Genomic DNA, 18,882 nt, shown 5'->3' with positions numbered 1-18,882 from the left:
CCCGTCGCGGGGCTTCCTATCGGTTCAACCTATCGCATCGATATATCGTGTGCGAATCGCCACTCCCGCAGCGGACGACGCATTCCGGGCGTTCACCAACCCCGTAACCTCGGTGCAGACCACCGTGACCCGACAGGAAGAGTGATCCGTGAGCGGCAACCGCAGCAGCGCCTCGCCCGGCAAAAGGGCGACGTCAGGGTCCGGAAAGGGCTCGACGACAGGCGCCGGAGGTTCCGGCAGCGGGCCGCGCAAGGCCACGAACGGGTCCGGGGGCGGCGGCAGCGGCAAGAAGAAGGGCGGCCGGTACCGCCGTCTCAAGCAGGTCCTGACCTGGCTGACGATCGTCGGGCTCGCCGGCCTCCTCGTGCTGATCGGCGTCTTCTACTTCGCCTACCAGAACACCGAGATCCCTGACGCCAACAAGGCCTTCGAGGCCCAGTCGACCTACGTCTACTACTCGGGCGGTCACTCCAAGGTCGGCCGGTTCGCCGAGCAGAACCGCGAGTCGATCCCGCTCGCCGACATCCCGCAGTCGATGCAGAACGCCGCGATCGCCGCGGAGGACCGCACCTTCTACACCAACAGCGGCATCGACCCGAAGGGCATCCTCCGGGCCGCGTTCTCCAACGCGAAGGGCAACGCCACCCAGGGCGCCTCCACGATCACCCAGCAGTACGTGAAGATCCTCTACCTCAGCCAGGAGCGCACCCTCTCCCGCAAGGTCAAGGAGGCGTTCCTCTCGCTGAAGGTGCAGCAGGAGAAGTCGAAGTCGACCATCCTCGAGGGCTACCTGAACACGATCTACTTCGGGCGCGGCGCCTACGGCGTACAGGCCGCCTCGAACGCCTACTTCGGCAAGCCGGCCAAGAAGCTGACCGTGCCCGAGTCGGCCATGCTGGCGGCGGTGCTGAACTCACCGAACTACCTCAGCCCCGACCGTGGTGCCGCGGGCCGGGACGCGCTCATCGAGCGCTACGACTACGTGCTGCGCGGCATGGTCTCGATGGGCAACCTCGACGCCACCGAGGCCGACAAGTACTACGGGAAGCTGCCGGCCACCGCGAAGGCCAAGGCCGACAACCAGTACGGCGGACAGCGCGGCTTCATGCTGACCATGGTGAAGAAGGAGCTGCAACGCCTCGGCTTCGACGAGAACCAGATCGAGTCCGGTGGGCTCCGGGTCGAGACCACCTTCACCAAGAAGGCGATGAAGGCCGCCCAGGACGCCGTCGCCGCGCAGCGGCCCGAAGGGCTGAACAAGCTCCACGTCGCCACCGCCTCGGTGAACGTCAAGACCGGAGCCCTGATGGGCTTCTACGCCGGCCAGGACTACCTCGACAGCCAGCTGAACTGGGCGGCGCTCGGCGGATCGCCCGGCTCGGCGTTCAAGCCGTTCGCGCTCGCGGCCGGTCTGAAGGCCGGGTTCAGCCTGAAGGACACCTTCGACGGCAACTCGCCGTACACGTTCGAGAACGGCAGCAAGGTCGTCAACGAGGGCGAGGGCGGCGGCACCAACTACGGGTCGGCGATCAGCCTGCTCACCGCGACCGAGGAGTCGGTCAACACGGCGTACTCCGACCTGACGGAGTCGCTGCCCAACGGACCGGAGGACATCCTCAAGACGGCCGTGGCCATGGGCATCCCGCGCAACACCCCCGGCCTCGAGGCCAACAACGCGATCGCGCTGGGGTCCGCCACGGTCAGCCCGATCACGATGGCCAACGCCTACGCGACCATCGCGAACGGCGGGGTGCACCACGACATGTTCATGGTCAAGAAGGTCTCTCGCGCCTCCGACGGCAAGGTCCTCTACCGCGCCCCGAGGAAGACCGACCGCGCGCTCCCGGACGACATCGACCGCGACGTCAGCTACGCGCTCCAGCAGGTGGTCAAGGCCGGCACCGGCGCCAACGCGCAGGCGCTCGATCGGCCGGCGGCCGGCAAGACGGGAACGGCCACCAACGACGACGGCGACGTCTCCTCGTCGTGGTTCGTCGGGTACACCCCCCAGGTCTCGACCGCCGTGATGTACGTGCGCGGCAAGGGCAACGGTGCGCTGAACGGCTACATGCCCAGCTATTTCGGCGCTGACTACCCGACCCGCACGTGGACCGCCCTGATGGAGGGCGTGCTGGCCGGCATCGACCCCGAGGACTTCCCACCGGCAGCGTTCGTGGACGGCGAGGCCCCGGCCGACGGGCACGCGCCGTACACCCCGCCGCCGAAGCCGACCAACAAGCCCAAGCCGAAGAACAAGCCGACGCCGAAGAACACCCCGGCGCCGCCGCCCTCGCAGCCTCCGCCGAGCCAGCCCGGCAACGGCGGCGGCAACGGCGGCGGAACCGGCGGCGGTAACGGCGGCGGCACCGGTGGCGGAACCGGCGGCGGCCAGTGCGACCCGACGGACCCCACCTGCACGACCCCATGAGCAAGGTCGGGCCGGAGCCGCGGCCCGGTGTACAGGTAGGGGACGTCGTGGCGCCCACCCGCACCGACCCGTTCGCGCGCTCGATGAGCGAGGTCGTGGGTGGCCCGCTCGGGCGCCACGCCCGCCCGCACCGCTGGTGGGTGCCGGTGCGGATCCTGCTGGCGCTGTTCGCCGTGGTGTTCGCGCTCTCGGTGGTGCAGCACCAGCCCTGCCTGAAGACCAACTGGGCCAACAACGAGGCCCGCTACGGCAAGGCCTGCTACTCCGACATCCCCTACCTCTACACCGGCCGCGGCTTCGTGGAGGGGCTGTGGCCCTACGCCGACAGCCACGGCCGCTACGAGGTGATGGAGTACCCCGTCGGCATCTCCTACCTCGCCTGGGTGACTGCGAAGATCACCCAGGTCGACCCGTCCGGCCCGCCGGTCGCGGAGCGCCACCACCAGGACCCGGGCTCGTTGTGGTTCCTGCCGGGGATGCCCAGGGAGGTCAACACCTACTTCCTGGTGACCGCGATCGTGCTGGGAGGGTTCGGGCTGCTCGCGACGTGGTTCCTGGCGGGAGTGGATCCACGACGGCCCTGGGATGCGCTGCCGTTCGTGCTCTCGCCCGTCCTGCTGATGAGCGGGCTGATCAACTGGGACCTGATGGCGGTGGCGTTCGTGGCCGGTGCGCTGTGGGCCTGGTCCCGCGACCGACCCGTGCTGACCGGCGTGATGATCGGTCTCGGCACTGCCGCCAAGCTCTACCCGCTGTTCCTGCTCGGCCCGATCCTCGTGCTGGCCTGGCGACGACGCCGGCTGCGCGACGGCCTCGTCGCGGCCGCGGCCGCCGCCGGCTCGTGGGCGGTGGTGAACCTCCCCGGCTGGCTGAGCGGCCCCGACCAGTGGAGGCAGTTCTGGACGTTCAACTCCGAGCGCGGTGCCGACCTCGGGTCGGTGTGGCTCGCGCTGACCCACCACGGGCACACCTTCTCGGTGCACACCATCAACCTGTGGTCGTGGGTCCTGTTCGGTGCCGTCTGCGTGCTGGTGGCACTGCTCGGCCTGCGCGCTCCGCGTACGCCGCGGCTGGCGCAGCTGGGGTTCCTGGTCGTGGCCGGTTTCCTGCTGGTCAACAAGGTGTACTCGCCGCAGTACGTGCTCTGGCTGCTGCCACTCGCCGTGCTCGCGCGGCCGCGGTGGCGCGACCTGCTGATCTGGCAGGCCGGTGAGCTCGTCTACCTCGCCGCCGTGTGGATGTACCTCGGCGGCTGGCTGGAGGAGGCCGTCGGCGGAGGAGCCCCGGTCTACGACATCGCGATCTGGGTGCGGGTCGCGGCCCAGCTCTACCTCGTCGCGGTGGTGGTGCGCGACGTCGTACGCCCCGAGCACGATCCGGTGGTCGCGGAGCAGCCTCTGGTCGAGGACCGGCGGCTCGCGGTCAGCTGAGCTCGACGGCGTCGAAGGTCGTTGCGGTGAACCGCACGCGGCACTCGACCTCGTCGCCGACCGCCGGTACGGCGGACCCGGCCGGGATGAACAGCATCGAGGCCTGCATGTGCGGTGGCTCGGCGAACAGCCGCTGCTTGCCACCCACGGTGTACGGCGACCGCACGAATCCCGCCGCGTCGAGGCCACCGCGCGCGATGGAGGCGGCCCGGGCCTTCAGGGTCGCGTCACCCGTCGGAGCCTCGAGCCCGATGCCGTGGGAGGTGCCACCCGACACCACGAGGATGGTGCCGGCCCGCGGGGCCGACCGGCCGCGGTAGCCGTAGGTGTCGCCGCGCTCGACCGGGTGGGAGTCGAGCACGGTCGAGCGGACGGACAGCGCCCCCCGGTCGCCGAGCCACAGGGAGGTGCCGATGCGCGGGCGAAAGGTGAAGTCGGGGTAGCGGGCCGCCAGGGTGGCCAGCTCGGCGTCGGTCAGGTGCGAGACCCAGATGGTGCGGCTGGCCTCGCCGCGCTTGTCGAGGCCGGCCGCCACGACGTCAGTCATCAGTCGGTCCACCTCGCTGAGGTGGGAGATCTTGGCCAACGGCAGGTGCAGGGCCACCCCCTCCACCTCGACGCCGTGGCCGTCGGCCGTCGCGCGGCCGGCCTCGCGCAGGCCCTTGGCGCTGAAACCGTGCCGCAGCATCGACGTCATCCGCTCCAGGACGACGCGAGGACGCTGTCCGGTCGACCGGCCCTGCTCGGAGAGCGCCTCGAGGTCCTCGAGTCGGCCGACGGTGTGGATCACCCGTGGATCGGCGGGCGCACCGGCGAACGGCCGCCACGGCGTGAGCACGAGCAGTGATCCGTCGTAGCGCCGGTCGACCTGGGCGAGCTCGTCGTACGTGCCGACCGCGAGGGTGTCCACACCGAGCCACGCGGCCTTGCGGGCGAGCCGGTGCAGGCCGAAGCCGTAGCCGTTGCCCTTGACGACCGGGACCAGCCCCGGGTTGCGAGCCAGGACGTCGGTCAGGTGGGACCGCCAACGATCACCGTTGACGTGGAGGGTCAGCGCCACGAGTCACCGTCACCCCCGCCGCTTCATGTAGAGGTCGAAGGCCTTGTAGATCGGCTTGTTCAGGGGCAGGTCCCACTCCCCGGCGTACTCCACGGCCTCGCCGCCGGTGCCGACCTTGAACTGGATCAGCCCGACGTGGCTGTCGTCGGAGTCGAGGGTGTCGGTGATGCCGCGCAGGTCGTAGACGTGGGCCCCCGCCGCGAGCGAGTCGCGGATCATCTGCCACTGGACGGCGTTGGAACCGCGTACGTCGCGCTTCTCGGTGGAGGAGGCGCCGTAGGAGTACCAGGTGTGTACGCCGACCCGGATCCAGATCGTGGCCGCCACGAGGTCGCCCTCGTGTCGGGCGAGGTAGAGGCGGATGCGGTCCGGCTCCTCGGCGCCGAGGGCGTCGAACATGGTCTCGAAGTAGCTCAGCGGCCGCGGCGTGAAGTGGTCGCGGGTAGCGGTGTGGGCGTAGAGCTCGTGGAAGGCCTTGAGGTCGGCGCGGGTGCCGTGCTCGACCTCGACGCCGGCCTTGGCGGCCTTCTTGATGTTGCGACGCCACTGCTGGTTCATGGCTCGTAGGACGTCGTCCTCCGAGCGGGGGTTCCCCATTGGGTCCACGAGCGGGATCCAGAAGTTGTACTGCGGTTGGCCGGCAGCGAACCCGCCCGCGACCGACTGCGGCCTCCACCCTGCCTCGGTGAGCTGGGAGACGACACCGGCGCCGACCTGGTCGCGCTCGGTCGGCGGCAGGCTGGTCAGGGAGTGCACGTCGTCGTCGGCGATGCCTTCCTTGATCTGGGCGGCGCTCCAGCGACGCGTGACCACCGGTGGTCCGATGCGGATGCCGAAGGCGCCCTTGGCCTTCAGGTGGGCGGCCATCGGGTCGAGCCAGGCCGGCAGGTCCTCGCTGGACCAGTCGACGAGCGGCCCCTCGGGCAGGTAGGCGAGGTAGCGCTTGACCCGCGGGAGCTGGCGGTAGAGCACGAGCGCGGCGCCGACGATCGCGTCTCCGCCCACCCAGCCGATCGACTCGGCGGTCCACTCGGGCTTCACCGCGGCCCACGCCGGGGTCTGCAGGAAGCTGGCCGAGCCGCCGTCGCGAGCAGTGAGCGACCGGATGAAGGCGAGGTGCTCCTCGGCCGTGATCGTGCGCACGGTGAGGGCACCGGCAGCGGGGTCGACGACTGGGGAGGTCACGTCGCGAGCCTAACGGGAGCCCTACCCGCGGGTTTCAGGCGCGTGCGCGGGTCACCAGCTTCTGGATGGTCGGGAACGAAGGTGCCTGAGGGTCGATGAGCGTGAAGTGGTCGCCGGGCACGCTCACCGTCTCTGCGCGAGCCCCGGCTGCCCTGGCACGGGCGACGTACGACGTCGCCTGGACGAGCGGGACGACCTGGTCGTCCGCGGCGTGCACGGCCCACACCGGGCAGGTGGCCGGGACCAGCAGGGTGGGGTCGGACACAGCGAAGCGCGCGGGCTGCTGCTCGGGCCCCCCGCCGGCGAACTCGTCGACCGGGACGCTCGAGCCGGGTGCGTCGGCCGCGCGGGTGAGGTCGAGCACGCCCGACAACGAGACGACCCCCGCCGGCCGGACCCGGGGCGCACCGCCGGGCGTGTGCCCGGTGCGCGACGCCGCCCACACCGCGAGGTGGCCGCCGGCGGAGTGGCCGAGGAGGACCACACCCGAGGCGAGGCGCTCGCGGTGGAGCCGGTCGACGGCCAGCGCCACGTCGCTCATCGGGTCGGGCCACGCGCTGCCGTCCCCGATGGGGCGGTACTCGACGTTCCAGGTGGCCCAGCCGGCCCGCGTCATCACCTCGGCGATCGGGTCGAGCTGGGTCAGGTCGTAGCCCGGCCGCCAGTAGCCACCGTGCAGCAGCACCAGGGTGCCGAGCGGGTCGCCGTCGGGCAGGCGCAGGTCGGCGAACTGGTGGGCGTGGTCGTCGCCGTACCGCACGCGTCTCGACCCAGTCGCACGTGGAGGCTCACTGCCGCAACCGGCGACGAGCGCGCCCGCCGACGCGGCCAGCAGGCCGCGACGGGTGAGCGTCAGACGCCGTGCTCGCGCAGCCACGCGAAGTCGGCACGGTGCTCCTCGGCACCGCCGGGCGTCTCACAGACCACCGGAGCGCCCGCGTCGCGGACGACACCGGCGAACTCGTCGGCGTCGAGCTGCCCGGCGCCGAAGTTGGCGTGCCGGTCGGCGCCGGAGTCGAAGGCGTCACGGCTGTCGTTGGCGTGCACCAGGTCGATGCGGCCGGTGATCGACCGCACCTTCTCCACCGCAGAGGCCAGCTCGATGCCACCTGCCCAAGCGTGGCAGGTGTCCAGCACGAAGCCGACGTCCTCGAAGCCCTCGGCCGCGGAGATCGCCTCCCACACCCCGCCGATCCGGTCGAGTTGCCGGGTCATGGCGTTGTCACCACCGGCCGTGTTCTCGATCAGCAGCGGGATCTTGATGTCGGTCGCCTCGACCGCCTTGCGCCAGTTGTCGAAGCCGGTCGCCGGGTCGTCGTCCTTGTTCACGTGGCCGCCGTGCACGATCAGGCCCTTGGCGCCGATCGAGGCGGCGGCGTCCATGTGCTGCTGGAGCAGCTTGCGGCTCGGGATGCGGATCCGGTTGTTGGTGGTCGCCACGTTGACGATGTACGGCGCATGCACGTAGAGGTCGACCCCCGCCTTCTCGGCATCGGCCCTGAGCCCCTCGGGACCGCCCGAGTAGCGGACCTCCGGCCCCTTGTAGCCCTGCGGATCCCCCAGGAAGAACTGCACCAGGGTGGTCTCGCGTGCCGTCGCCTCGGCGACGGGGTCGGTCTGCTCGACGTGGGCTCCGATGACGATGTTGCTGGCCATGCGCCCAGACTAGGCGGCCCCCCTGACAAGCGGCACCGCGCCCGGGGTGCTCGTCGGGACTGGCGGATTTGAACACGTTCAACTAGGATTTGAACATGTTCAAAGGACCACGCCATGCCGGTTGACACCCGCCAGCACATCCTCGACACCGCGATCAAGCTCTTCGAGCAGCGGGGGTACGCCGGAACGACGATGCGCGCAATCGCGACCGAGGCCGGGGTGGCCCCGAGCAATGCGTACTACTGGTTCGCCAGCAAGGACCAGCTCGTCCAGGAGTTCTACCGCCGCATCCAGGTCGCCCATCGCGAGCGCAGTGCCGAGGTCCTCGCCGGTGGCGGCTCCCTGACCGAGCGGCTGCTCGCCGTGGAGCGGGCCGGCATCGAGGTGATGGCGCCCTACCACGGGTTCGGCTCGGCCTTCGTCGGCACCGCGATCGTCCCGGGGGCGACGGTGAGCCCGTTCAGCGAGGAGTCCGCCGGCGCGCGCGAGCTGTCCATGCAGATCTACCGCGACGTCGTGGCGGGTGCCTCGCCCGCCGTACCCCCCAAGCTGGCACCGGTCCTGCCCGACATGCTCTGGCTGGCCCACCTCAGCGTGACCCTCTACTGGGTGATCGACACCAGCCCCGCCCAGGAGCGCACCACCCAGCTCATCGAGCGCTCCGTGGCCATGCTCGGCAGCGCGATCCGGGTGGCGCGTCTCCCGGGCGCGTCCTCGCTGGTCAAGCAGCTGGGCGCCGTGCTCGACGTGGTGGTGCCCGAGCGGCGGCCGTCGTGAGCCGCGCCCCGTCGTACACACCGGGGTGGGACGGCTACGTGGTCGCGGTGCTGGTCAGCATGGGCCTGACGATCCTCGCCCTCGCCGCCAGCATTCTCTCCGAGGGACTCGGCCAGGCGCTGGCCGCGCTCCTGGTCGGCACGATCTACGTGACCTTGTTCGCATTCCCGACCGCACCGGTCGGCGTGCTGCTGGTCCACCTCGCCTGTCGGGGCGTGCGGGCGCAGTGGGTGCACGTGCTCGCGGCCGGCCTGGCCGGCTTGCTGACCGGCCTGGCGTTCCAGCAGCTGGTCGTCGAACGGGGTTCGGGGCCACTGGAGGGATGGTTCCTCACGCTTCTCCTGGGGTCCGCCACCGCCGCAGGGCGGGCGGCGGTGATCCCGCTGGTGCCCGCGGTCCGCGCACGGCGTCGATCCTCGAAGGAGCTTGTGGACGACGATTTCGCGAGGACGCCGCCCGGTTGGTAGCCTTGCGCGTCGCGCTCCCCCGATGGGAGCTGCAACACCGCATCAGCCCTCCTGCCACGGAAACGCCGTGGCCGCCTGAGTCCGAAGGAGGTGGAGAACGCTATGCGTACCTATGAACTCATGGTCATCCTCGATCCCAACCTCGAGGAGCGCACCGTTCAGCCCTCGCTCGAGGCCTACCTCAACGTCGTACGCAACGACGGAGGCACTGTCGACAACGTCGAGGTCTGGGGTCGCCGTCGTCTCGCCTACGAGATCGACAAGAACGCCGAAGGCATCTACGCCGTCGTGAACCTGCAGGCCGAGCCTGCCACCGTCAAGGAGCTCGACCGTCAGCTCACCCTGAACGAGTCGGTGCTGCGCACTAAGGTCATCCGTCCCGACGCTCACTGACCCCAGAAGCGTCCGTCCAGCTCAGGCAGAACCAGGGAGACCCACACATGGCAGGCGAGACAGTCATCACCGTCGTCGGCAACCTCGTCGACGACCCCGAGCTCCGCTTCACCCCCTCGGGTGCGGCCGTGGCCAACTTCCGGATCGCGTCGACGCCGCGGACCTTCGACAAGCAGTCCAACGAGTGGAAGGACGGCGACGCGCTGTTCCTGTCCTGCTCGGTGTGGCGGCAGGCCGCGGAGAACGTCGCCGAGTCGCTCCAGAAGGGCATGCGCGTCGTGGTCCAGGGGCGGCTCAAGCAGCGGTCCTACGAGACCCGCGAGGGTGAGAAGCGCACCGTCGTCGAGCTCGACGTCGAGGAGGTCGGCCCCAGCCTGAAGTACGCCACCGCCAAGGTCGCGCGCGTCCAGCGCAGCGGCGGAGGCGGCGGCTACGGCAGCCAGGGTGGCGGCGGGGACGACCCGTGGGCCTCCAGCCCGGCTCAGGGCGGCGGCCAGGGCGGCGGCCAGGGCGGTGGCCAGTCCGGTGCCGCCCAGTCCGGCGGCGGCCAGCCGCAGGGCGGCGGTCAGGGCGGCTCCTGGGGCGGCAACCAGGGTGGCGCTCCGCAGGGCGGCGGCCAGCCGGCTCAGCAGAACGATCCGTGGGCCAGCGGCGGCGGCTCCGACGAGCCCCCCTTCTGATCCACAGCAAGCACACAACTGAACAGTCCATCACCCCCCAACCAATTCAGCCCGTCATTCCGGCGACAGCCGGGCTCTGAGAGGAGAGCACCACAATGGCAAAGGCAGTCATCCGCAAGCCCAAGAAGAAGGTTTGCCAGTTCTGCAAGGAGAAGGCGACCGGTGTCGACTACAAGGACACCAACCTGCTCCGCAAGTTCATCTCCGACCGCGGCAAGATCCGCGCGCGTCGGGTCACCGGCAACTGCGTGCAGCACCAGCGCGACGTCGCCACGGCCGTGAAGAACGCCCGTGAGGTCGCCCTGCTGCCCTACACGTCCACGGCTCGCTGAGAAGGGGTGACGAGATGAAGCTCATCCTGACCCAGGAGGTCACCGGGCTCGGTGGCGCCGGCGACGTGGTCGAGGTCAAGGACGGCTACGGCCGCAACTACCTCATCCCCCGTGGCTTCGGCATCCGCTGGACCCGCGGTGGCGAGAAGACCATCGACTCGATCAAGAAGTCGCGGGACGCCCGTTCGGTGCGCGACGCCGACCACGCCGCCGAGGTGAAGGCCAAGCTCGAGGGCTCGACCTTCAACGTCAAGGTGCGTGCGGGCGAGGGCGGTCGCCTGTTCGGCGCCGTCACCGCTGCCGACATCGCGACCGCGATCACCGAGGCCGGCGCCGAGGTCGACAAGCGCACCATCGTGCTGGGCAACCCGATCAAGTCGCTCGGCGCGCACACGGTCACCGTCAAGGTGCACGACGAGGTCGAGGCGCAGGTCAACCTCAACGTCGTCTCCGCCTGAGGCGCATCGACGTACAAGAACTGGCGTGGTGTTCGGGAAGCTTTCCGAGCACCACGCCAGTTTCACAACCGGAGTCGTGAAACCGTCACGGCGCCGCCTTCCGCGCCGGATGGATCTCCAGTGGTCCCGGGCCGCCGAGCCACTCGCGCCGGTGGACCCGGAAGAGCGAGTAGATGAACAGCACGCTGACCAGCAGGGAGACCAGCTGGGTCGGGCCGGCGAGCTGGTCGACGCCGCCGCCGAGAGTGACCACGGGGAGTACGGCGACGAGCCCGAACCCCCACACCAGCAGCCCGAACCGCTTGGCGGCGTAGTGGTCCCGTGGTGTCTGCGCGGCACCCAGCAGCCCGATCTCCCGCGACAGCAGCAGGCAGAACACGATCTGCGGGAGCGAGGCGAACCACTCGCCCGACGCGTCGAGGCGGTGGTTGAGCTGGGGGAACCACATCGGGATGCTGACGGCACCGGCCAGGACGGCCAGCCAGCGGCTGGTGGCGAAGGCGTCGTCGGCCCGGGCGAGGGGCACCATCCCGAGGACCACGAGCAGCCAGCCCACCGGGTCGGCGAGGGCGTCGTAGTGCTGCCAGTCCGGCGACGGGCGGGCTGGGAAGTAGGCGAAGAGCACCACGATCACCATGCCCATGGCGACCTTCTGAAGTGGTGAGCCCAGCCGCATGGCCGCAAGCGTAGGCTCCGCGTTCATGGCCAAGCCTCCTGCCGTCCAGCTCGCGCCCGGGGTCTGGCGGATCCCGCTGATCGGCGACTACGTCAACGGCTTCATGCTGCGCGACGACGACGGCCAGGTGACGCTGATCGACATGGGCGTCGCCTCCTCCGGCAAGAAGGTGATCGCCGCGCTGCGCTCGGTCGGTTCCGACCCGAGCGACGTGACGCGGCTGATGCTGACCCACTGCCATCCCGACCACGCCGGCGGTGCGGCGTACCTCGCGCAGGAGACCGGCCGTCCGGTGGACGTGCACGCCGACGATGCCGAATACGTCCGCTCCGGGACCCAGCCGCCGCACGACCCGAACATCGCCCTGGCGAGGCTGTTCCGCCGGTTCCCCGACCCGAAGGTGACACCCGTGACGGTGGGCGAGGAGCTCGCCGACGGCCAGGTGGTCCCCTTCGCCGGCGGCATCCGGGTGATCCACACGCCGGGCCACTCACCGGGGCACGCGTCGTACCTCCACGAGGAGTCCGGGACCCTGATCACCGGCGACGCGATCTTCAACGTGCTCGGGCGCCGCTGGCCGATGAAGTTCCTGTGCACCGACTTCGCGATGACCAAGGAGACGGCGCACAAGCTCGGCGAGGTGGAGTACGCCGTCGCGGCGTTCACCCATGGCCCGGAGATCACCGACCGACCGCGTGAGGCGATCCGGACGTTCCTCGCGGAGCATCGTTAGCTCCCCGGGTCACGCACCCAGGCGCATCCACCGGTCGCCGCGAGCGCGCAGGATCAGCGTCACCGCGCGCCCGCCCATGAAGCAGACCGCGAATGCCACCCACAGCCAGACCAAGCCCTGGCCCCCGACCAGCCAGGCCACCGGAGCGAACAGCAGCAGGGTGGCCAGCTGCGCCCAGGCGAGGTAGACGGCGTCGCCGGCTCCGATCAGCACGCCGTCGAGGACGAACACGATGCCCGCCACCGGCTGCGCGACCGCGGCGACGAGGAGCACCGGCACCAGGAGGTCCTGCACGACCTGGTCGCCGGTGAACAGCGGGCCGAGGAACGGCGCCAGGGCGGCGAGACCGAGCCCGGTGACGATGCCGCTGAGCCACCCCCAGCGCTCCATCCGGCTGGTCCCGGCGCGGGTGCCTGGGGCATCGCCGGCCCCGAGGTAGCGGCCGGTGATCGCCTGCGCGGCGATCGCCACCGCGTCCAGGGTGAAGGCGAGGAAGGTCCAGATGGTCAAGGCCAGCTGCATGGCGGCGAGGTCGGCGTCGCCGAGGGTGGCGGCGTCGTACGTCATCACGAGCAGGGAGGCGCGCAGCATCAGCGTCCGCATGATCAGGGGTACGCCGGCCCGCCCCGCCTGCCGGATGCCGGGCAGGTCCGGCCGCAACGGTGCCCGTTCACGGCGAGCCGCGCGGACCACCACGGCGACCAGGGCCGCCGCCGAGCCGAGCTGGGCGATGAGCGTGCCGAGCGCCGACCCGGCGATGCCCAGCCCGTCGAGCCCGCCGACGCCGTACACGAGCACCAGGTTGAGCACGATGTTGGCGAGGTTGCCCACCACCGCCACCACCAGCGGCGTGCGGGTGTCCTGCAGGCCGCGCAGCACGCCGGTGGCGGCCAGCATCAGCAGGAGCGGCACGGCGCCGAGCAGGGCCAGGTGGAGGTACGTCGCCGCCAGCTCGGCCACCCGGTCGCTCGGACCGAACAGCGCGACGAGCGGCCCGGTCAGGGGCAGCGCCACGAGTGTCGCCAGGGCGCCGATCAGCGTGGCCAGCCACAGGCCGTCGACCCCCTGGGCGAGCGCGCCACTGGTGTTGCCGGCACCCACCTGACGGGCGACGGAGGCCGTGGTGCCGTAGGCGAGGAAGATGCACAGACTCACCAGGGTGCCGAGCACGGCCGAGGCGATGCCGAGGGCCGCCAGCTGCGGCGTGCCGAGGTGACCGACGATCGCGGAGTCGGCGAGCAGGAACAGGGGCTCGGCGACCAGGGCGAGGAACGCGGGAACCGCCAGGCGCAGGATCTCGCGGTCCTGGGCCCGCCGACCCCCTGCAGGGCGACCGGTCACTATCACGGAGGTGAGGCTAGGCGCCAGCAAAACCTGTGCAAAACCCGGGTTTGGTTGTGGGTATCCCTCGCCGGACGGCCTTTGTCGACAAACAAACACGGCGATCCCAGATGACGAGCCGGTGAATACCAGCAGGCCGGAAAACTTTCCTCCACAGGCCGGGAAACGACAAACCCGCAGGTCAGAGGGGGTTTGTCGAACAGAAGTATTTCTGTGTCCACAGGGCGGCCAACAGGCCACGCACCTCGGTGGCGGCGTGTTCCACACGATCAACAGGGTTATCCACAGATGCCTGTGGATGAAGGGCTTGGTGACCGCCCCTCGGCGCGCTTAGTGTCAGCCGATCGGGGTCACCCGGGACCGGTTCTGGCGGATCCACGGCAGGTCCCGACCGTCGCCCCGGGTGACTTCTGGGTGGCCTGCTGGGTGCGCCAGGAATTGTGGGTGGCGGGTCCTAGCCTGCTGGTACGGATGTGAGGGAAGGGGCCAGTGGGATGAGCAACACCGATCCGGGCGGTTCGGAGGGCGGCGCCGCCGTCGCGATGAGCGAGTCGTGGACCGACACCTACCCCACCTACCTCAGCGACGACGTGAGCGGCAACCAGGAGCACTGGTCGGGCCGGATGCCGCCGCAGGACTCCGACGCCGAGCAGAGCGTGCTCGGCTCGATGCTCATCTCCAAGGACGCGATCGCCGACGTCAACGAGCAGATCGGTGGCGCCGACTTCTACCGCCCGGCCCACGAGACCATCTACGACGCCATCGTCGACCTCTACGGCCGGGGCGAGCCGGCCGACCCGGTCACCGTGTCGGCCGAGCTCAACCGTCGCGGCGAGCTGGGTCGGGTCGGCGGGGCGCCGTACCTCCACACGCTCTCGGCCAGCGTCCCGATCGCCGCCAACGCGGGCTACTACGCGACCATCGTGCGCGAGAAGGCCATCCTGCGGCGGCTGGTCGACGCCGGCACCAAGATCGCGCAGATGGGGTACGCCGGCGAGGGCGATGTCGACCAGACCGTCGACGTGGCCCAGCAGGAGATCTACGCGATCGGCGAGAAGCGCCAGCAGGAGGACTATGCCCCTCTCTCCGCGATCATGGAGGGCACCCTCGACGAGATCGAGGCGATCTCCAACAAGGACGGTTCGGGCGGTGGGGTGCCCACCGGCTTCGCCGACCTCGACGAGCTGACCAACGGCTTCACCGGCGGCCAGATGATCATCGTCGCGGCCCGGCCCGCGGTCGGTAAGTCGACGCTCGCCCTCGACTTCTGTCGGGCCGCCTCGATCCACAACAACCTGACCAGCGTGATCTTCAGCCTGGAGATGTCCAAGACCGAGATCACCATGCGCCTGCTCTCGGCCGAGGCCAAGATCCCGCTGAACAACATGCGCAAGGGCGAGATGAACGACGACGACTGGAACAAGCTCGGTCCCAAGATGGGCCAGGTCTCCAGCGCTCCGATGTTCATCGACGACAGCCCCAACATGACGATGATGGAGATCCGGGCCAAGGCCCGTCGGCTCAAGCAGCGCCACGACCTCAAGCTGATCGTGATCGACTACCTCCAGCTGATGAGCAGCGGCAAGAAGGTCGAGTCCCGCCAGGTCGAGGTCTCGGAGTTCTCCCGCCAGATCAAGCTGCTGGCCAAGGAGCTCGACGTCCCCATCGTGGCGCTCTCGCAGCTCAACCGTGGTCCCGAGCAACGCTCCGACAAGCGCCCGATGATGAGCGACCTGCGTGAGTCCGGCTCGATCGAGCAGGACGCCGACATCGTGATGCTGCTCCACCGCGAGGACGTCTACGAGCGCGAGTCACCCCGTGCCGGCGAGGCCGACATCATCGTCGCCAAGCACCGCAACGGCCCCACCCGCGATGTCGTGGTCAGCTTCCAGGGCCACTACTCCCGCTTCGTCGACATGGCCCACTAGTCAACCGGGTCCGGGCCAACCTGGGTCCGGGCCGCTAGTCCGCGACGTCGACGAGCACCTTGCCGATCGCGCCGCCCTCGACGGCGGCGTGTGCGTCGGCAGTGTGCTCGAGCGGGAAGTGATGCAGGGGGAGGCCCGCCTCCTCGCCGACCCCCACCGCGCCGTCGAGCACGGCGGCCGAGACGTCGTCGACCGCGCGTCGCTTCCAGTCGTGGGGAGCGGTGTAGACGAGCACGAACTGCCAGCGTGCGTTGGGCATCATCAGCGGACGGACGGGGAGTGACAGTGGCGCGCCACCGTCGTCGGCGTACACCGCGACCGACCCGTGCAGGCCGATGACCTGTGCGTCGATCTCCGCATTGGCCGCGGCGGCCACCTCGACGATCGTGTCGACGCCGTCGGGCGCGATCTTGCGCACCTCGGCCACGACGTCCTGCTGCCGGTAGTCGATGACGTGGTCGGCCCCCGCCTGTGCCGCCAGGTTGGCCTTCTCGGGACTGCTCACCGTGGTGATGACCAGTGCGTCGGACCAGCGGGCGAGCTGGATCGCGGCGTTGCCCACTGCACCTGCACCACCGGAGACCAGGACGGTCCGGCCCTGGAGGGTGCCGGGGCCCAGGCGCAGCGGGCCTTCCTCGGTCACGGTCAGAGTCCGGTGCGCGGTGAGGAACGGCACGCCCAGCGAGGCACCGAGGTCGAAGGAGGCCGCGTCGGGAAGCAGGTCGAGGTTGCGTCGCGGCACCAGGGCGTACTCCTGCGCCGTGCCCTCAGGACGCTGGTACGCCGCCTCCCAGATCCACACCCGCAGGCCGACCAGTGCCTCCTCCACTCCGGGACCGACGGCATCGACGACACCGGACCCGTCCTGGTTGGGCACCTGCGGCGGATCGACCGGGCTGCCGGACGTGCTGCCCTGGCGGGACTTCCAGTCGGTCGGGTTGACGCCCGAGCGGTGGATCCGCACGCGGACCTCTCCGGGCCCGGGCTCGGCCACCGGCCGGTCGACGAGCGTGAGGACGTCGGGATCGCCGTTGTGCGTGTAGGTGATGGCGCGCATGACTTCGACCGTACCGGTACGAATGTCACTGCCGGATCGGCACGCAACTCCCTGCCCTCCGCCGCCGCGCCTTCCTAGCGTGGACACGTCGCCCGATCCACGGGCGTAGGCGAGGAGAAGGAACCATGACGCACACCGACGCCCACCCGACGACGACCGGACCGGCCCGGAGCCGGCACGGCGCCGACCACACCATCGCCGTGCTCGCGAGCGCCCTGGCCGGGCTCACCTGGCTCGGCTGGCGTGCGCTCGGCTCCGACCTGGCCGTCCGCAGTGGCCAGGACACGCACCAGGTGGGCCTGGTCAGCGCGTTGGTGACCGCCGCTGTCGTGTCCGTCGCCGGGCTCGGGCTGCTCCGCTTCCTGGAGCGGCGGCAACCACGAGCCCTGCGGACGTGGACCGCGATCGCCGGCGCCGTGTGGCTGGTCTCGTTGCTCGGCCCGCTGGGTGCCGCCGACCTCGGGTCGGGGCTCGCGCTCGTCAGCCTCCACCTCGTCGTCGGCGCCGTCGTGCTCATCGGTGCACGCTGGACGCGTCAGCGCGGCGTAGCGTGAGCGCCGTGTGGAGGGCCGCCGACTCGTCGTGGCAGCGCAACATCTCCGTCTTCGTCTGGACCATCCCGCTCCTGCTCGGGCCGCTGCTCACGCTCGGCGACGGCTGGCAGGCCGCCTTCAACCTCGCCCTGATCGTGGTGATCGCGGGCTGCGCGCTCGTGATCGGACTGCTCGCCTCGCCGCAGGGCACGGACCTGCGGCCCTACCTCGCCTTCAGCACGATGCTCGGCGCGTGCTTCGCCGGCGCCACGCACGCCAACGTCGAGTGGCTGGGGACCTGGATCCTGATCGCCAACGCTGCTCCGGTGGTGCTGCGCGGCCGCTGGCTGGCCCTGGCCGGCGCCGTCGTGGTGCCGCTCTCGGGTTGGGCCGCGTGGCGGGTCGAGCCCCACGAGGGGTCCCGCGTGTGGACGGAGGTCTTCGTGGTGCTGCTGGCTCTGCTGGCCAGCACCGCGTTCACCCGGTTGCTCGAGACCGTGGACGAGCTCCGGCGTACTCGTGCGGAGCTGGCCCGGGTCGCCGTCGCCGAGGAGCGCGAGCGGTTCTCCCGCGACCTGCACGACCTGCTCGGGCACACCCTGTCGGTGATGGTGGTCAAGGCCCAGGCCGTACGCCGCCTGGTCGCGACCGATCCCGACGCGGCCGCCGAGCACGCCGCCGACATCGAGCGGGTCGGCCGTACGGCGCTGCTCGACGTACGTCAGGCGGTCGATGCGATGCGCGCGCCCTCCCTCCCGGAGGAGCTGCTCGGCGCCCGGGACGCTCTCGAGGCGGCCGGGATCCGCGCCACCATCGACGTAGGGGACGCCGACCTGCCGGAAGACACCGGAGCGGTGCTGGCGTGGGCGCTGCGTGAGGGCATCACCAACGTGCTGCGGCACTCCGGGGCCGACAGCTGCTCCATCGAGGTGACCCGGCGCGGCGACCGCACCGAGCTCGTCGTCGTCGACAACGGTGTCGGCACCCCGACCCGGCCGGCCGAGGGCACCTCGGTCCGGGCGGGCGGCCTGGACGGTCTGCGCGACCGGCTGCGCGCGGCAGGCGGACAGGTGCAGACGTCCTCCACCGGGACCGGGTTCCGCCTCGTCGCCAGTGTCCCCTCCCGCGTCGGAGCGCGGCCGTGATCCGCATCCTGCTGGCCGAGGACCAGGCCATGATGCGTGGCGCCCTGGCCGTCCTGCTCGGGCTCGAGCCCGATCTCGAGGTGGTGGCCGAGGTGGCCGACGGTGCCGACATCGTCCCGACCGCGCTGCGTGAGCGCCCGGACATCGCGCTGCTGGACATCGAGATGCCCCACGTCTCCGGCCTCGATGCGGCCGACGAGCTCTCGCGGTCGCTGCCGACCTGCCAGGTGGTCATCGTGACCACCTTCGGCCGATCGGGCTACCTGCAGAGGGCGATGGCCAGCGGGGTCAGGGGGTTCCTGGTCAAGGACCAGCCCGCCGAGGGCCTCGCCGAGTCCATCCGGCGGGTCGCCTCGGGCGCCACCGTGATCGACCCGGAGCTGGCCGGCTCGGCGCTGCGCTCGGCCGTCAACCCGCTGACCATCCGCGAGCGCGACGTGCTGGCGGCAGCGGAGGACGGATCGACCATCGCCGACATCGCCGGGCGGCTGTTCCTCAGCGAGAGCACGGTGCGCAACTACCTCTCGGCCGCCATCGGCAAGACCGGTACCCGCAACAAGACCGAGGCCGCGCTCATCGCCCGTGACCACGGCTGGCTGTAGT

20 protein-coding genes are annotated in these 18,882 nt (G+C 70.6%); 13 read left to right on the top strand and 7 right to left on the bottom strand.

Annotation, left to right across the window (positions count from 1 at the left end; all coding sequences use genetic code 11):
- The first annotated feature begins 148 nt into the window (after positions 1 to 148).
- Positions 149 to 2,428 carry a transglycosylase domain-containing protein gene (locus H976_RS25230; protein ID WP_051276458.1) on the top strand — a complete coding sequence of 760 codons (2,280 nt, stop codon included), beginning with the start codon at positions 149 to 151 and terminating at the stop codon, positions 2,426 to 2,428.
- A gap of 47 nt (positions 2,429 to 2,475) precedes the next feature.
- Positions 2,476 to 3,858, top strand: coding sequence for a glycosyltransferase family 87 protein (locus H976_RS25225; protein WP_231388829.1), 1,383 nt, complete (start codon positions 2,476 to 2,478; stop codon positions 3,856 to 3,858).
- Here the strand turns inward: H976_RS25225 and H976_RS0108150 are convergent.
- From H976_RS0108150 to H976_RS0108135, 4 genes are all read right to left on the bottom strand, one after another.
- Positions 3,851 to 4,918 carry an alanine racemase gene (locus H976_RS0108150; protein ID WP_027861143.1) on the bottom strand — a complete coding sequence of 356 codons (1,068 nt, stop codon included), beginning with the start codon at positions 4,916 to 4,918 and terminating at the stop codon, positions 3,851 to 3,853. The genes H976_RS25225 and H976_RS0108150 overlap by 8 nt on opposite strands.
- Before the next feature lie 9 nt (positions 4,919 to 4,927).
- Positions 4,928 to 6,103 (bottom strand): peptidoglycan bridge formation glycyltransferase FemA/FemB family protein, encoded by a 1,176-nt coding sequence (locus H976_RS0108145; RefSeq protein WP_051276454.1) that lies wholly within the window; start codon positions 6,101 to 6,103, stop codon positions 4,928 to 4,930.
- Positions 6,104 to 6,137: 34 nt separating this feature from the next.
- On the bottom strand, positions 6,138 to 6,863 hold the full coding sequence (locus H976_RS0108140; protein WP_036225245.1) for a S9 family peptidase: 726 nt from the start codon (positions 6,861 to 6,863) through the stop codon (positions 6,138 to 6,140).
- Between the two features lie 92 nt (positions 6,864 to 6,955).
- A complete protein-coding gene (locus H976_RS0108135) occupies positions 6,956 to 7,759 on the bottom strand; it encodes a deoxyribonuclease IV (RefSeq protein WP_036225242.1) in 804 nt (267 codons plus the stop codon).
- Positions 7,760 to 7,873: 114 nt separating this feature from the next.
- Between H976_RS0108135 and H976_RS25220 the strand changes: the two genes are divergently transcribed.
- The 6 genes from H976_RS25220 (at position 7,874) to rplI (ending at position 10,866) form a co-directional block, all read left to right on the top strand.
- Entirely contained in the window at positions 7,874 to 8,536 is a 663-nt protein-coding gene (locus H976_RS25220; protein ID WP_036225240.1) for a TetR/AcrR family transcriptional regulator, read from the top strand.
- The gene (locus H976_RS0108125; RefSeq protein WP_027861139.1) at positions 8,533 to 9,003 is read left to right on the top strand and encodes a hypothetical protein; all 471 of its coding nucleotides are present in this window, start codon (positions 8,533 to 8,535) and stop codon (positions 9,001 to 9,003) included. The genes H976_RS25220 and H976_RS0108125 overlap by 4 nt, the downstream gene beginning before the upstream one ends.
- Positions 9,004 to 9,105: 102 nt before the next feature.
- The gene (gene rpsF, locus H976_RS0108120; RefSeq protein WP_027861138.1) at positions 9,106 to 9,396 is read left to right on the top strand and encodes a 30S ribosomal protein S6; all 291 of its coding nucleotides are present in this window, start codon (positions 9,106 to 9,108) and stop codon (positions 9,394 to 9,396) included.
- Positions 9,397 to 9,443: 47 nt separating this feature from the next.
- On the top strand, positions 9,444 to 10,076 hold the full coding sequence (locus H976_RS0108115) for a single-stranded DNA-binding protein (protein WP_027861137.1): 633 nt from the start codon (positions 9,444 to 9,446) through the stop codon (positions 10,074 to 10,076).
- A gap of 95 nt (positions 10,077 to 10,171) precedes the next feature.
- Positions 10,172 to 10,408: a 30S ribosomal protein S18 gene (gene rpsR, locus H976_RS0108110; protein WP_027861136.1), complete on the top strand. Its 237-nt coding sequence runs from the start codon at positions 10,172 to 10,174 to the stop codon at positions 10,406 to 10,408.
- Positions 10,409 to 10,422: 14 nt separating this feature from the next.
- Complete coding sequence (gene rplI, locus H976_RS0108105; protein ID WP_027861135.1) at positions 10,423 to 10,866, top strand: 50S ribosomal protein L9; 444 nt, start codon at positions 10,423 to 10,425, stop codon at positions 10,864 to 10,866.
- A gap of 85 nt (positions 10,867 to 10,951) precedes the next feature.
- On the opposite strand, the gene H976_RS0108100 is transcribed toward rplI, so the two are convergent.
- Positions 10,952 to 11,569: a hypothetical protein gene (locus tag H976_RS0108100; RefSeq protein ID WP_155918068.1), complete on the bottom strand. Its 618-nt coding sequence runs from the start codon at positions 11,567 to 11,569 to the stop codon at positions 10,952 to 10,954.
- Here H976_RS0108100 and H976_RS0108095 point away from each other — a divergent pair.
- Positions 11,568 to 12,275, top strand: a complete 708-nt coding sequence (locus H976_RS0108095) for an MBL fold metallo-hydrolase (RefSeq protein ID WP_027861133.1) — start codon at positions 11,568 to 11,570, stop codon at positions 12,273 to 12,275. The genes H976_RS0108100 and H976_RS0108095 overlap by 2 nt on opposite strands.
- Before the next feature lie 9 nt (positions 12,276 to 12,284).
- Here the strand turns inward: H976_RS0108095 and H976_RS0108090 are convergent, their stop codons facing one another.
- On the bottom strand, positions 12,285 to 13,622 hold the full coding sequence (locus H976_RS0108090) for an MATE family efflux transporter (protein WP_036225236.1): 1,338 nt from the start codon (positions 13,620 to 13,622) through the stop codon (positions 12,285 to 12,287).
- 617 nt (positions 13,623 to 14,239) lie between these two features.
- Between H976_RS0108090 and dnaB the strand changes: the two genes are divergently transcribed.
- A complete protein-coding gene (gene dnaB, locus H976_RS0108085; RefSeq protein ID WP_231388834.1) occupies positions 14,240 to 15,544 on the top strand; it encodes a replicative DNA helicase in 1,305 nt (434 codons plus the stop codon).
- 34 nt (positions 15,545 to 15,578) lie between these two features.
- Here dnaB and H976_RS0108080 read toward each other — a convergent pair whose 3' ends face one another.
- Positions 15,579 to 16,601, bottom strand: a complete 1,023-nt coding sequence (locus H976_RS0108080; RefSeq protein ID WP_027861130.1) for an NADPH:quinone reductase — start codon at positions 16,599 to 16,601, stop codon at positions 15,579 to 15,581.
- Positions 16,602 to 16,726: 125 nt separating this feature from the next.
- Here H976_RS0108080 and H976_RS25215 point away from each other — a divergent pair, with 125 nt between their 5' ends.
- The 3 genes from H976_RS25215 to H976_RS0108065 are packed head-to-tail and all read left to right on the top strand — an operon-like array spanning position 16,727 to position 18,881.
- Positions 16,727 to 17,155 carry a DUF6069 family protein gene (locus tag H976_RS25215; protein WP_051276452.1) on the top strand — a complete coding sequence of 143 codons (429 nt, stop codon included), beginning with the start codon at positions 16,727 to 16,729 and terminating at the stop codon, positions 17,153 to 17,155.
- Positions 17,156 to 17,160: 5 nt separating this feature from the next.
- Entirely contained in the window at positions 17,161 to 18,279 is a 1,119-nt protein-coding gene (locus H976_RS25210; RefSeq protein ID WP_155918066.1) for a sensor histidine kinase, read from the top strand.
- Positions 18,276 to 18,881, top strand: a complete 606-nt coding sequence (locus H976_RS0108065) for a response regulator transcription factor (protein ID WP_027861129.1) — start codon at positions 18,276 to 18,278, stop codon at positions 18,879 to 18,881. Before H976_RS25210 ends, H976_RS0108065 begins: the two co-directional genes overlap by 4 nt.
- Position 18,882: the final 1 nt, after the last annotated feature.

The organism is Marmoricola sp. URHB0036, assembly GCF_000426045.1.
Taxonomy (GTDB): Bacteria; Actinomycetota; Actinomycetes; order Propionibacteriales; family Nocardioidaceae; genus Marmoricola.
Note: the sequence above shows the minus strand (reverse complement) of the source record. Positions and strands in the feature narration are given on the sequence as shown.

Coding starts and splice junctions, on each gene's coding strand:
- H976_RS0108095 (WP_027861133.1), top strand. CDS start 11,568: ATGGCCAAGCCTCCTGCCGTCCAGCTCGCGCCCGGGGTCTGGCGGATC.
- H976_RS0108135 (WP_036225242.1), bottom strand. CDS start 7,759: ATGGCCAGCAACATCGTCATCGGAGCCCACGTCGAGCAGACCGACCCC.
- H976_RS0108080 (WP_027861130.1), bottom strand. CDS start 16,601: ATGCGCGCCATCACCTACACGCACAACGGCGATCCCGACGTCCTCACG.
- dnaB (WP_231388834.1), top strand. CDS start 14,240: ATGCCGCCGCAGGACTCCGACGCCGAGCAGAGCGTGCTCGGCTCGATG.
- H976_RS25220 (WP_036225240.1), top strand. CDS start 7,874: ATGCCGGTTGACACCCGCCAGCACATCCTCGACACCGCGATCAAGCTC.
- H976_RS25215 (WP_051276452.1), top strand. CDS start 16,727: ATGACGCACACCGACGCCCACCCGACGACGACCGGACCGGCCCGGAGC.
- rpsR (WP_027861136.1), top strand. CDS start 10,172: ATGGCAAAGGCAGTCATCCGCAAGCCCAAGAAGAAGGTTTGCCAGTTC.
- H976_RS0108100 (WP_155918068.1), bottom strand. CDS start 11,569: ATGAACGCGGAGCCTACGCTTGCGGCCATGCGGCTGGGCTCACCACTT.
- H976_RS0108115 (WP_027861137.1), top strand. CDS start 9,444: ATGGCAGGCGAGACAGTCATCACCGTCGTCGGCAACCTCGTCGACGAC.
- rplI (WP_027861135.1), top strand. CDS start 10,423: ATGAAGCTCATCCTGACCCAGGAGGTCACCGGGCTCGGTGGCGCCGGC.
- rpsF (WP_027861138.1), top strand. CDS start 9,106: ATGCGTACCTATGAACTCATGGTCATCCTCGATCCCAACCTCGAGGAG.